This is a genomic window from Pseudomonas sp. GM50 (assembly GCF_000282375.1).
Lineage (GTDB): Bacteria > Pseudomonadota > Gammaproteobacteria > Pseudomonadales > Pseudomonadaceae > Aquipseudomonas.
Window position 1 is genome coordinate 16,367 of sequence record NZ_AKJK01000100.1, and the last position, 12,458, is coordinate 28,824.

13 protein-coding genes and 1 pseudogene are annotated in these 12,458 nt (G+C 53.3%); 5 read left to right on the forward strand and 9 right to left on the reverse strand.

Annotated elements, in window-relative coordinates:
• Positions 1 to 540: 540 nt before the first annotated feature.
• Positions 541 to 990, forward strand: coding sequence for an antitoxin Xre-like helix-turn-helix domain-containing protein (locus tag PMI30_RS0129810; protein ID WP_032835913.1), 450 nt, complete (start codon positions 541 to 543; stop codon positions 988 to 990).
• A 188-nt stretch (positions 991 to 1,178) separates the two neighbouring features.
• Here the strand turns inward: PMI30_RS0129810 and PMI30_RS31785 are convergent, their stop codons facing one another.
• The 5 genes from PMI30_RS31785 to PMI30_RS07150 form a co-directional block, all read right to left on the reverse strand.
• Positions 1,179 to 1,553, reverse strand: a complete 375-nt coding sequence (locus PMI30_RS31785; RefSeq protein WP_238542015.1) for a hypothetical protein — start codon at positions 1,551 to 1,553, stop codon at positions 1,179 to 1,181.
• Complete coding sequence (locus PMI30_RS0129815) at positions 1,550 to 2,755, reverse strand: hypothetical protein (RefSeq protein ID WP_008012738.1); 1,206 nt, start codon at positions 2,753 to 2,755, stop codon at positions 1,550 to 1,552. The genes PMI30_RS31785 and PMI30_RS0129815 overlap by 4 nt, the downstream gene beginning before the upstream one ends.
• A gap of 39 nt (positions 2,756 to 2,794) precedes the next feature.
• Complete coding sequence (locus PMI30_RS31550) at positions 2,795 to 2,932, reverse strand: hypothetical protein (RefSeq protein ID WP_085985220.1); 138 nt, start codon at positions 2,930 to 2,932, stop codon at positions 2,795 to 2,797.
• Positions 2,933 to 3,092: 160 nt separating this feature from the next.
• The gene (locus tag PMI30_RS07155) at positions 3,093 to 3,272 is read right to left on the reverse strand and encodes a hypothetical protein (protein WP_008012740.1); all 180 of its coding nucleotides are present in this window, start codon (positions 3,270 to 3,272) and stop codon (positions 3,093 to 3,095) included.
• Between the two features lie 152 nt (positions 3,273 to 3,424).
• Positions 3,425 to 3,889 (reverse strand): Lrp/AsnC family transcriptional regulator, encoded by a 465-nt coding sequence (locus tag PMI30_RS07150; RefSeq protein ID WP_032835915.1) that lies wholly within the window; start codon positions 3,887 to 3,889, stop codon positions 3,425 to 3,427.
• Between the two features lie 119 nt (positions 3,890 to 4,008).
• Here PMI30_RS07150 and PMI30_RS07145 point away from each other — a divergent pair, with 119 nt between their 5' ends.
• From PMI30_RS07145 to PMI30_RS30810, 3 genes are read left to right on the forward strand one after another with little or no spacing between them, the layout of a single operon-like run.
• On the forward strand, positions 4,009 to 4,746 hold the full coding sequence (locus tag PMI30_RS07145) for an AzlC family ABC transporter permease (protein ID WP_008012743.1): 738 nt from the start codon (positions 4,009 to 4,011) through the stop codon (positions 4,744 to 4,746).
• Positions 4,743 to 5,045: an AzlD family protein gene (locus PMI30_RS07140; protein ID WP_008012746.1), complete on the forward strand. Its 303-nt coding sequence runs from the start codon at positions 4,743 to 4,745 to the stop codon at positions 5,043 to 5,045. The genes PMI30_RS07145 and PMI30_RS07140 overlap by 4 nt, the downstream gene beginning before the upstream one ends.
• Positions 5,046 to 5,065: 20 nt before the next feature.
• On the forward strand, positions 5,066 to 5,869 hold the full coding sequence (locus PMI30_RS30810; protein ID WP_008012747.1) for an alpha/beta fold hydrolase: 804 nt from the start codon (positions 5,066 to 5,068) through the stop codon (positions 5,867 to 5,869).
• Positions 5,870 to 6,522: 653 nt separating this feature from the next.
• Here the strand turns inward: PMI30_RS30810 and PMI30_RS0129830 are convergent.
• Together PMI30_RS0129830 and PMI30_RS07130 are read right to left on the reverse strand one after the other, a co-directional pair.
• Positions 6,523 to 7,316, reverse strand: a pseudogene (locus PMI30_RS0129830) (NYN domain-containing protein).
• Positions 7,317 to 7,527: 211 nt separating this feature from the next.
• Positions 7,528 to 8,877 carry a hypothetical protein gene (locus PMI30_RS07130; protein ID WP_008012754.1) on the reverse strand — a complete coding sequence of 450 codons (1,350 nt, stop codon included), beginning with the start codon at positions 8,875 to 8,877 and terminating at the stop codon, positions 7,528 to 7,530.
• A gap of 197 nt (positions 8,878 to 9,074) precedes the next feature.
• Here PMI30_RS07130 and PMI30_RS07125 point away from each other — a divergent pair, with 197 nt between their 5' ends.
• Entirely contained in the window at positions 9,075 to 9,290 is a 216-nt protein-coding gene (locus PMI30_RS07125; protein WP_008012757.1) for a hypothetical protein, read from the forward strand.
• 184 nt (positions 9,291 to 9,474) lie between these two features.
• On the opposite strand, the gene PMI30_RS07120 is transcribed toward PMI30_RS07125, so the two are convergent.
• Both PMI30_RS07120 and PMI30_RS07115 read right to left on the reverse strand, forming a co-directional pair.
• Positions 9,475 to 9,684 carry a hypothetical protein gene (locus PMI30_RS07120; RefSeq protein ID WP_008012758.1) on the reverse strand — a complete coding sequence of 70 codons (210 nt, stop codon included), beginning with the start codon at positions 9,682 to 9,684 and terminating at the stop codon, positions 9,475 to 9,477.
• A gap of 84 nt (positions 9,685 to 9,768) precedes the next feature.
• Positions 9,769 to 12,414, reverse strand: coding sequence for an AAA family ATPase (locus PMI30_RS07115; RefSeq protein ID WP_008012760.1), 2,646 nt, complete (start codon positions 12,412 to 12,414; stop codon positions 9,769 to 9,771).
• Positions 12,415 to 12,458: the final 44 nt, after the last annotated feature.

A 12,458-nucleotide genomic window follows, 5' to 3' on the forward strand; every position in this document is an offset into this window, starting at 1 on the left:
CCTGGAGCGCCTTCAAAACGTACTTTCGGATCGAGAATCCATGACTGCGCTATAGGGCATTTTTCACTCTCAAGAAGGCATCATGCGCTTGGCGTTTCGAGACGAGTTGATCAGATGCTCATGGACGTACGACCCACACCACTTTGTCGCGGATGCTCGACATTCAAGAGCGAACAAACAGCTTCTGCCTCCGTCCTGACTTTGAACACGCCATGCTTGCTGGCTGACCCTCCCTCTACAAGATCAACGACCCTGTATCGCTTACTGCCGTCGTCCAGTGTGGTGGTTTCAATCACTCTGAATCTTGCGTGCATGGTTGCTTTCCGTGCATGACATTGGTGACTTAGAAGTACCGGCAAAACAAGACGATTTCAAGAACGGGGCGGGCTTAAGCTGAGACAATTTATGACAGTGCACCGTGCTTCTCATCGCAGGAACGACGGTATATCAGCAGGTGCCGTGTTGAGCCATTTTTCCTATAGTCGATGCTTCGGGGCAGCAGGGCCCGGCTAAGCTTTAGGTTTTCTGATGGAGGTACTGATGCTGTCATCGATCAAAGAGTACCTGCCGGGCCCACCAACTCCCGGAAGCATTTGGTCAACCTTAGGGCTGCCTTCGCGAGGCACAATCCTTCATGACCTCATACACCGAGGCCTTCCTTTCGAGTATCTCAATCTGATAGCGAGCATTCTGCAGGTCGAGCGAAAGGTCATTTCTCAGGCCATCGGCGTATCCCCAGCATCATTGGCGCGTAGGGCAAACACAGGACGCTTCAGCACCGTTGAAAGCGACCGCTTGGTCGCATTGATCGCTGTCTTTGAGGAAGCCCTTTCCCTGTTCGAAAACGATGTTGTAGCAGCAGCGGAATGGATGAGCTCGCCGGCTCGAGGGCTCGGTTCAAAGCGCCCACTGGACATGTTGAGGACGAGGGTGGAAACGAGAGCCGCTTTCGATCTTATCGGTCGACTGGAGAAGGGTGTTCTTGTGTGAGATTCGATAGTCGACTTGTTGGGCTGCGCAGCTAAAGCTACTTTGGCTATCGCTCCTTCGGGCTTAAGCCCGGCTCGACCCCAAGTCTTCACATGCCTTGCCGGCAGCAATACGGCCATTGTCCGTCATCGAGCGGTGTGTGCCAACCAAAGGGCTGACACGTTTTTTCGAGCTCAGGGCGTGCGAATTCACAAGCTCGTATATTGCATCTGGGTGAGGCCCAGAATGCCGAAGGCGTTTCGCATATTTTCTTCTGTGGGCTCTTTGTCTCTTATGTATCGAATCGAGATTCCTAAGAAGCATGCCCATTGAGCGCCTTGCTTGAATGGCAGCCACCGTTTGTTCTTGGCCATCACTTCTAAGTACTGATTCACCAGAAGGTATTGCATCTCACCGGCACTGTATTTGGCGTGCTCGAAAGCACGAATATAATGTGTGGAGGCAGCTTCGTAATCACCAGTCCGATAGCACGCGACCCCGCGCAGCCAATGGGCAATCCAAGGCAAGCGCTCGGCCACTTCAGCAGAATCCGCTCTGTCGCAGAATCGATTTACATCGTTCAAGGTAGCCTGTGGATTTCTTTGATCGCGAGAGCGTTTTCTATATAGGTGTCCAAATTGGCAGGTTTGCCCAGCTGCCAGCGTGAAATTATGTCTAGATGAAGTCTTGCGGCGTAGGCTCCATATTTAGCCTCCGTCCACACGATGACTGGTGCTGGCACACCTCCTTTTTCATCCATGTGGGGCCGCTGTAATTCCTTGGCCATGGTTCGTTTGGACTCGAAAAACGCCAAAAAATCAGGAGCCATCTTGATGCCTAGATCCACCCTGGTCTGGGGCTTGCTATCCGGATCTTGCTTCAAGACTTCCTCTGTCAGATTGACCATATACTCGTCGATCTCAGTGCTAATCCAGCCTGCGTAAAGCTGAATCTGGCCGATAACCTCTCGCAGGTACTCGTGCCCAAAAGCGTCTCGAATGTCTAACGCAACACATGTGGTCATTCGGGCGATGGTTGCGCACGTCATGATCGCTTTTTGAAGCTCTGGGTCTACAGGTTTGCCCTCGGCAGCCTGAGCGTCGAAGGACTCATCAAAGTTTCTGACCAGTACGGGTAAAGACGGCGGTCGCTTCGCGCTCGTCCAGCTTCGGGCAGCTTTTTTATTGCGCTTGAGCTTATGGGCCGGATCATCCACCCCAACAGGGTAATGAAATGTCGCCAGACTCTTTCCGCACGATGCATAGGCCCAGGCAAGCACCTTATCGAGTGGCGTCACCAGACCTTCATCAGTCGCTGTCGGCAAGAACCAAAACGGTTCTGGTGGCTGTGCTGATGCGTAGATATATCCTTGAAACCTTATCCACTCCCTAGCAAGGGATCGCACTGCCACGTCGATCCCGTGGGTAGTCAAAAAATAACGCACGGTATTGGCCTTTGTCATGAACGTGCCTTGCGTCTTGATCATCGTGGTGTACGACTCATAAAGATCATTAAGCAGCTCGCTCATCTGCGTAGCACGGAAAGGGCAGCGGATATAACGGGAGAGGGTATCGGCGTGGAGCTGCAGAGTTTCATCCATTGTTCGCTGCAGGTCGCAGTCTTCTTTGGCTAGTCGCTCCATACGCTTCTGGTAGGTTTTGGCCATGACTTCGTCAAACTCGGTCTCGTCCGAGCGATCGCGAGCTTTTCTAGGCATGATTCCAGAAGCGTCAACCAGATATTTCACCACATCGCCTAGCGTTGGTGAGGTGTAAAGTCTGTCCATTTTTTCGTCCTTGTGTGGGCGTCCTTGCCCGTTGAGAATTTACTTCTGGTTCGGGTTCAATTGCTTGCCGCGATTCCCATTTACGTGGGCATTTGTCTTGTTCGAGCCCGTGGTGCCGCGATTGGTATTCAGCGCGTCAGAGCGTTGATTTTGTTGCTGAGGGTTCTTCTGGTTCAAGCGACGATCTCCTTTGTTGGAGAGCGCAGGTTAACGAGCACCCCCTGGCCTCGCTATGTCGAAAATGGCGACGTGTTTTTTTCATGAAGGAATGCAAGTGGCTCGGCTGGCGACCATTTGCGAGGAGAAGGCTATTGCACACACTCTCGCACACGGCTTCTTAAGCATTTGTGTCCAGCGTTTCCATGGCCGACATTGCATGAGCGGCGACACTTTCCACCCCATTTTCTGAGAGCCACTTGGTTATTTCTTCTATCGCTGCACCTAGGGCGTGCTGGTTGTGCAGGGGCAATGTCAGAGCGTCCGCCGTGGCGATCTTGCAGTCTGAGTTATCAGGCATGGCGGTCGTCCTTGAGGGATGGTGCAGGAAGCCTAGTTCATCTCGCCGTTGGCTGAGACTGGGTGGGTAGCGCATAGACAAGTGGTGAGAGTTAAGACGGATTTAAGGGCATCTGTTTAAAGATCACGACTGAGCTCCCTTTCCCCTGTGCGCTAAATCGGTAACTCGGTGGTTAACTTGATTTTCTGCATGGGGATTTCAGTCTTCAAGTTTTGTACGCCCTTGATCCGTGCCAGATGTTTAATCTGGAATTGCCGATAAGCCTCCAGATCCGAAGCCACTACCCGCAGCAAAAAATCGCAATCGCCTGCCATCAGGTGACACTCCAGCACTTCAGGGAGTTCTCGCACGGCATTAATGAACCGATCCACCGTGACTTCGTCCTGTCCGGTCAGCCACACCCGTACAAACAGGGTGACGGCCACATCCACCGCCACCGGATTGACCAGCGCCACGTAGCGTTCAATCACACCTGCCTCTTCCAGCAACCGAACCCGCCTTAGGCAAGGCGAGGGAGAGAGCCCGACCTGTTTGGCCAGTTCGAGATTCTGTAAGCGCCCGTCTCGTTGCAGGGCGCGCAGTATTCGGCAATCAATTGCGTCCAGTTTCATTGGCATTGGATTCTACTTTTGTCCTATCAAATGGTTGCTGATGCTAATACACAGGATGGCTGTGGCATTTTAGCAATCAAATTTTCCTCAGGTACTGGAATAATTATCCAATCTGGAGGAACGATATGACTGAAAACAAATTAACCCTGCCAGCCATCCGTAGCAGGGGATTCGATAGTGAACTGGTTCGAGGTGCGAAGGCGGCTTTGCCGGTGTTGTTGGGTTTCATCCCATTTGCGCTAGTGCTGGGCGCGCAAGCCTCGCACAAAGGTTTGAGTGCTTATGAGGTAGCACTGATGACCGGGTTGAATTTCGGCGGCGGTTCAGAGTTCGCCGCTATAGAGCTCTGGTCTTCGCCACCTCAAGCCCTGGTGATAGTGGCGATGACGCTGTTGGTCAACAGCCGGCACTTGCTGATGGGCGCGACACTGGCTCCTTACCTTCAGCATTTGCCATTGAAAAAAACACTGCCGTCTCTGTTCTTCATGTGTGACGAGAGCTGGGTTATGGGCTTGGCCGACGCGAAACGCGGGGAAGATGAGTTGGGTAGCCCCAGCTTCCGCTTGGTCTACTTTCTAGGTGTGTCGCTCTGTCTATGGCTGACTTGGGTAATGTTCACCTTGTTGGGTGCTGTCATGGGGCCGGTGCTGGGAGACCTGCATAGCTATGGTTTTGATATGGCTTTTGCGGCGGTTTTTCTGGTGTTGCTGCGAGGTATGTGGCGGGGTGTACACGCTGCGGTGCCCTGGCTGTTCAGCCTGATCACGAGTGCCACGGTTTATCTGCTGATTCCCGGGGGCTGGTATGTGCTGGCAGGTACCGTGGCAGGGCTTGTGGCCGCTTATCTGTGGGCGAAATCATGATCGATAGTCTGACCTTGCTCATAGTCATAGCGATGGCGTTTGTAACGTACCTGACCCGCGTGCTGGGCTTCATCCTGCTGCGCAACCGGACTCTGAGCCCCGTTGCGCAAGAGGTCATGCAGGCGGCGCCAGGTTGTGTGCTGATCGCAGTCATCGCACCCAAATTCGCCAGTGGAAACCCTGCCGATCTTATTGCCCTGGCGCTGACGCTAATTGCCGCCACCCGTTTGCCGATTTTTCCGGTCGTGCTGATCGCTGTCCTCGCGACCGGAACACTTCGTTTTCTCTTATCCGCCTGAATGACCAGTTGAGGATTCCAATGTCATCGTTTGTCTGTGCCGAAACGCTTTGGATCGATACGCCACATGGGCGACTGTTTACTCGCCGCTGGTTTCCGGCAGACGTGGAATACAGCCAGGTAAAACCGCCGATCATTCTTTTTCATGATTCCCTTGGATGCGTCGAATTGTGGCGAGATTTTCCTGAACGACTCTGTCAGACCACAAAGCGCGAGGTGATTGCCTATGACCGACTCGGCTTTGGGCAGTCGGATCCGTACCCGGAGAGCTTGCCCATGCATTTCATTCGCGACGAAGCCGAGCGCTTCTTCGCGCTTATCAGGGCCGAATTCCAATTCGATCGGTTTGTCGCCTTGGGCCATAGTGTTGGCGGCGCGATGGCAGCGAACTGCGCCTCCTTGTACCCGCAAAGCTGCGCCGCATTGATCACCGTTTCAGCACAAGCGTTCGTTGAAGAACAGACGCTGCGCGGCATTCGGGATGCCAAGGCGCAGTTTGAGGCGCCAGGGCAATTGGCGCGTCTTGAAAAATATCATGGCGATAAAGCGCATTGGGTGCTGTCAGCCTGGACGGATACCTGGCTGTCACAGGCATTTAGCGGCTGGACGATTGAAGACGCCATTGACTCGATTCACTGCCCACTGCTTGCGCTTCATGGAGAGCAAGACGAGTACGGATCCGTTCTGCATCCCATGCGCATCGCTAAACTTACGACGGCGCACGGGGAATACCTGATACTGGAAAATTGTCATCATGTCCCCCATCGAGATGCCCCCAATGTCGTTCTGGATGCGGTCAGTCGACTCCTTCGAATCAGCCACTGACGAGTGACCCCTTCTGGCCAATAGCGACGGTTTAGTTGCGACCGTTGCTGGGTGGATTTCAACATCTATGACAACGAAGAAAAACTAAGTCTGAGGGCTACCTACCAGGCCCGAGAAGAAGCTGAGGCTGAGTGCTAGCGACTGAATCTGGAGCGCCTTCAAAACGTACTTTCAGATCGAGAATCCATGAATGCGCTATAGCGCATTTATCGCTCTCACAAAAGCGTCCGACGCTCAGAGTTCCGTACCATGTGGATCAAATGCTCAGGGACGTACGACCTACACCACTTTGACGAAAATGCTCGGCATTCAGGAGCGAACAAACAGCCTCTGCCTCCGTCCTGACGTTGAACACGCCATGCTTACTGGCTGAGCCTCCTTCGACGAGATCAACGACCCTGTATCGCTTACTGCCATCTTCCAGTCCGGTGGTCTCGATGACCCTGAATCTTGGGTGCATGGTGCGCTCCCTGCTAAAGATTGTGTTCTAGGAGTACCGATATGATTCCATGAATTCAACAATTATGCGGGACTGAGCTGAGACAATTTATGACAGCGCAACGCGCTTCTCTTTTCCCCGACCGAAACGTCTATCCAACAATACTTAAGTCGGCGCACGTCTATGCCATCCATGGCTTCACATGCCTAATCTGTCATTTGCTTGGTTGCTTGTGACGAGCGTACATCACTGCCGTGCCCCCTGAAGTGGCTCTGGCCTGCAGCTCAAACGCCTGCGTGTAGCCTTTGATGAGGTCGCTCAGTTTTTTGTAGCCATGAGTGCGTGGGTCAAACTCTGGACGTAGTTTCGTAATGTTCGCGCCCAGCGCGCCTAAATGTGCCCAGCCATCCTCGTCAGCAATGTCGTCCATGATCTTGGCGATGAAGCCCACCGGTGCTTTAGGCTTTTTGGAAGGCTCAGCAACCGCTGGTTTGGCCACATCGGGGGCAGCAGCGAAGCGGTACTAGACTCACCGTTGGTAGTCGCAACGACATCCTCACGGAGTAACTCGATGTAAATGAATTTGTCGCATGCGGCCACGAACGGCTTGGGTGTTTTCTCTTCGCCGAACCCGTAAACGGTCAAACCCTCTTCGCGTAATCGAGAAGCCAATCGAGTGAAATCGCTGTCGCTCGATACTAGGCAAAATCCGTCGAAGCGGCGGGTGTATAGCAAGTCCATGGCATCGATGATAAGCGAGCTGTCGGTGGCATTTTTGCCTTTGGTATAGGCGAATTGCTGGATGGGCTGAATCGAGTGATCGAGCAGGACTTTCTTCCAGCCGCCGAGATGTGGGCCAGTCCAGTCGCCGTAGATGCGCTTGACACTGGCGACACCGTACTTAGCAATTTCTTCAAACAGGCCTTCGACGATTGCTGCTGGGGCATTGTCGGCGTCGATCAACACTGCGAGGCGCTTCTGAGCGTTATTGGAGGTATGCGTAGCCATGGTTCATCCTTGAGTGAAAGCGTCACCATACCTGTAAACGAGGGACTAATCTTGGCTTCGGTCACTCATATTCCCACCCACTAAGGGCCCGGATCAGCGCCGTAGCTGCCAGATTTAAAGTGTTCCAACTCGTCCCTCGGGTGACCGGTAATCCTCGCAATCCAAGCTGTCGCAAGTCATTGAAAGGCGTAAGCATCTACAGCTCTTAACCTTACTTCCAGTCCAAGCCATCTACCACGAACTCCATCGTGCGATTGCCTTCCTGGTAAAACTGAGCCTCGATATAGATCTTGTCGACCTTACGCAGTTCGCTGACGAAGCTGTTGTAGCCGTTGATGAAAATGTAGGTGCTGTCGTTGTCGCTCGGCTCTCCTGCCGAGAATTGCTTAGGCTTTCCGTTCCCGAAGCGCACCGACACACTGCATCCGTTGTATGAGTTGCAAAGGAACTGGCCTTTTTGGATCCTCAGAATCACGTCTTGGCCCCAGCGCGGGTGCTTGCGCAATTTAAGTATGGCTTGTTGCGCTCCGCGGTAAGGGAAGTCGAACGACAATCGGTTGGTCGACCCAATGAAGGCTGTCGTGACTGGCTTCTGGCTCATTGAATCCTGCGTGGTCTCATAATCCCAAGCTTCTCCGGCTACCCTGCGCTGCTGAAACTCACTGGCCTTCTTGATCTCATGAGAAGCCGCCGCGAGTTTGTCCGTGTACTCCTTGTTGCCTGGGTAGAGCGCCAGCAGGGCCTTGTAGGTCGTTTCCTGGCCGGCGTAGTCGTCCTTGCCCAGTTGCGCGAGCTTGGCCTTTAGAGAGGCGGTCTGCTCGTCTCTGGCGATGTCCTTAACCTTTGCATCGACTTTAGCGAACATGGCGTCCACGTCGGTATCACCCAGGCCCTTGTACTTTTGCAGCAGATTCCTGGCTTCAATGATCTTCTTTGCATCCAGCAACTGCTGAAACTGGGTAGTGATGGCTGGCTTGTTTGCAACCAAATAGTCCGTATCCGTTTTCTTCTGCTCGACCTTCTTTTGAGCCGCTGCCGACTCCGCCGCCTTATTTTGCGCAGTGATTTCATTCCTCATGTGATTGGAGAATAGGAGCATCCCGACGAATCCGAGCACAACGGCGCCGGTCACACGAACAGAGGGCTGGAGATCAAACTGAAACTTCGCCATGAGCATGTTACATAACGGTGGCAGCAACAAAACGGTCGCGATCAGTAGTGGAATGGCAGCCACCGGAGCTTGGAAGATGACCGCCAGCGTCCAAGCAGCGAAAAGCAGACCGAAGATCCAGTAGAGCAATGTGCCAATGAACGACTTGGCCTTATCAGCCAATGGCACAGGCTTAGGGCCAGCCGGCTGTAACGGAACATCAACCTTTGCCAGGCCTTCAATCCAGGACGTCGGCTTACCATCCGGGGTATTCGTCTCGTCGATATTGAAAACCATTGGGGCCGGCACTATCAACGGCGATGCGCAATGTGGACATTTGCCTTGCTTGCCGGCCATCTCTTTAGAGACCTGAATCGGATTGCTGCACTCATCGCATTTGAAATTGATCATGTTCATCCTTGAAGGGAACTAAACCCAACACTTCAGACTAGGTGACGCCCATATGATGGTCAATTGCGCGGAGGGCGCTCCTTCAGCTAGCGTCAAACCAGCTGGAGCGGTGATTCAAAACCAGTTCGTGCAACTGAAACACTAACGAAACATTTCGGCCATATGATTCGCGTCACCGAAACCTAGGAGGGTTGAAGATGAATCGGCCATCAAGAAGCATGCGCAAACTACTCGACGCCGTTGCCACCAACAATGAGGCAGCGGCGCTTGATGTGATGCGTGCGGCTGAGCAGCTCAAAGACGAGGTGTTGCGCCAACGGTTGCTCAACCTCATTCATCGGCTCAACCAAGACGCCAATGACTTGCGAATGGCGAGGGACGATATCCAAGGCGGAGCCATCAAGCTCGCGTGACCCGCGTCCACCACTTTCATGCTCGCTCGTCTAAGCCAGGCATTGGGTGGCGCCATGAGCGGCTTTATCTCAATCCAGACGATGCTTCAGCTCGACTCTACTTGAAGCACTAAGACCTCAGTTGAGCCTCGACTGATTTATCTTCTGGAATGCCTTGCATCATCCACCGTGGTGGTCGAACAGATCACTCGGGTGCCATGAGCACCGCAAGCGTCATGTTGATGAACTCTTCATTTGTTCTGATCGTGTCTAGCGCACCGCGCACGTTGCCTCCAATCTCACCCGATCCACGCTGCTCGACCCAAAGTGTGAGCTCCATGATGGCAGCCTCAAGGGCTTGCTGGTTTTCGTTAATCTTGAATAGCAGGGAAGGGAGCAGGTCTGAATTTGGCATCGCGATTCCTCCTTGAGTGAATTCACAGGATGCGTGCTGCCGATGACGCCCCGCCTAAGCAGCATGCAGCGTTATTTGGACAAGTCAGGCTGCCTGAAACGGTTTTTTTCGTGCAGCATTGCGATCTGATCTTGCCCTTTCGTAGACCTTCCTTCTCTTCGCGGCATCGCCAATGAGCTCGACAGCGACCTGGACATCACGTAGTAGTTGTTCAGGGGGCGGGATGGGTAGTTGACGCTCTGCGGGCGTATCGTGAGCTTCAATTGCCTCGCATGACCGGTCGTAAATATCGATTAGTGTTTCCCACTCTGCTTGGGTGTGTCCGATGACTGCTCCAAAGGACTCAACAGACACGACATCGCTGAAAGGCTGCACTGTGTTGTTCATGAACTCTTCGCGGACAGCCCTTTCAATGGTGCCGCGTAATTTGCCGTATGCCCTCGTCACAACCTGTGCGCTGTCGTCGTTCATATACGTACCAATAGTCGCTTGTATTTCTTGCGCAACCTTAGCGATATCTTCCAAACGCATTTTGCAGTTCATAGTTTCCCAGGTAAGACCCTCGACTATCTGGCCTGGCGCGTTATCCCATCGAACGGATTTGTAGCTAGCCTCTACTCCCGCTTTCCGTTGAGCGGTATTTAGCTCTGTGAGAAATACTGCGTCATGGGTAAGCACAATGACTTGTCGCTCCATTGCCAACGATGCGAGTCGTTCTGCCATTTTTCGGCGATAGCGATGATCCAACGATGTGGACGGGTCGTCAAAAATGACAGCAGAGTGATGAGGCAGTGAGCGGATTTCGGCTAAGAACAGTGCCAATGCAATTGCTCGCTGTTCACCCTCTGAGAGCACATGGTGAGCGTCAAGGTTTGAGCCTTTGATTTTCAATGTGACCTTGGTTGTCCCTGCGCTCGTTCGCCCAGCGAGTTCAGGTTGAACGTCACGCCGGTAGCCTAGAAGCTGCAACTCGGTAGTCATGGCCTCGGCCAAAGCAGAAGTGACGTACTGCCTGGCGAGGTTAGTCATTTTTGTAGAGACACCAGTCGGGCTTAGTGCGGAAAGGCACTTATCGAGGTTTTGCCGCACGATGCTGTCTCGAACATATTGCTCCGCTTGTGGCAGCAACAATGCGAACGCCTGACGAGCCTTGAGCTGCTTAAGCTCCTCCTGAAGTCGCGCTCGATTCTCCGGATCATCCGTTTGGCGCAGTGTTTGGGCAGCTACTTTGTTTGCTTCTATTAACCGGCGTAGCCGGATTTCCAGTCGGTCGCCGTCAGGGAAGGCCGGAATCGCTGGAGTCCAATCATTGGTTTCGACGGCTGTTGTCAGCCATGTTCTGCGTAACTGCCAAGCATCGCAAACTGCTACCAAATGAGCATGCTCATCCGGTGCAACTGCCTTCAATTCGGCCAATGAGGGCGCGTCGAACGGCGTAAAGTTTGCGTTGTTCAACACAGCTAACGCTGCACGAAGTGTGTTCGCAGCTGCGGTTGCATTTGCGGCTGCATGTTCGTTGACAAAGGTTGAAAAATCTCGCATGCGCTGCTGTGCATCAGGGGCCAAAACTGTCTGGCATAAAACGCATTTCGCTCCGTCCTCTGTGTGTGGAAACGAGTGACCTGGGTATGCATCCGTAGTAGAAAAGCGTTCAGCAGCTTCAAAAAGTAACTTCCAAAGACCATTACCTGTTCCAGGAAGTGTTGCTTCATCCACCTCACGTAGGTTCTTCTGTGCAGCCTGGTAGGCCTCCTCGGCAGCTATGTTTTCAACATGAAGGCGCCTGAGTGTTTGAAAGGCTTCATCAGTCACTACCGCATAAGCCGATACGGCGTGCTGAGCGCCAACCTCCAACCGCTCAGACTGTCTGTCCAAGGCTTGAGCCTTGGGTTCCGGATTCATGTCCTGTAGGACTTGTGCGAGTTGCTGCAAACGAACTTCGTCTTCTTCGCTCAATGTGCCCAGCGTTTTCATGACATCCACGTCAGTCCCTACGCCCAGTCCTTTGATGAGATCACCCACCACTGTCTCACCCCGTATGGGGTCAAACAGCCCAGCATTAAGGGCTACTGCGTCACGCTCAGCGGTGATGATACGGTGCAGCTCTCGTTGTGCGACAACTAGGCGATTCATTTGCCCCAAGCCGTACGGTAAAAAGACGGGTGTTCCTTCTTCCTCTACGTAGTCCATAGCGCAAGCAGCGTCATACACGGAGATCATGCTCAAATCTGAGTTTGACGCTTCACCCTGAGTCCATGTGGCTTGTTGAGGATTACCGTCGACAAGAAATGAAACATCCGCCGCAGGTACTCCCGCTACACCGAACGCGTTTGGGCGGACATTGTCGCGGCGCCGAGCTCGACAGGTGTTCTTGAGCAGCCTTGCGTAACCCGACTTACCGACACCATTTTCGCCAAACAAGACGGTCAAACCGTTGGGCTGCAGGTCGACTCTACGCCCGGCCGGGAAGCCATTGATGTTGGACAGGTTGGAGAGCCCTAGAAGTTGGACAGTCGCACCACTACCAGCTCCAGCGACGTGAGCTTGGGCGAGTGGGGTCGGCGGTTCAGGGGAAGCGGAGCCATTTCCATGAGCTTCTTTAACCATGACTACTAGGCTGGCAAGGTCATCGGCACTCAACGCATCTTGGGTGAATAGGCGCCTAAGGGCGTCTCTTTGCCAACCTTTAAGTTCGGTAGACCACACCAATAGGTCATTAACCAGAGTCATAAGCTTTGCTCCATCCGTGGTGGAGCTTGGCGTTAGGCCGACCC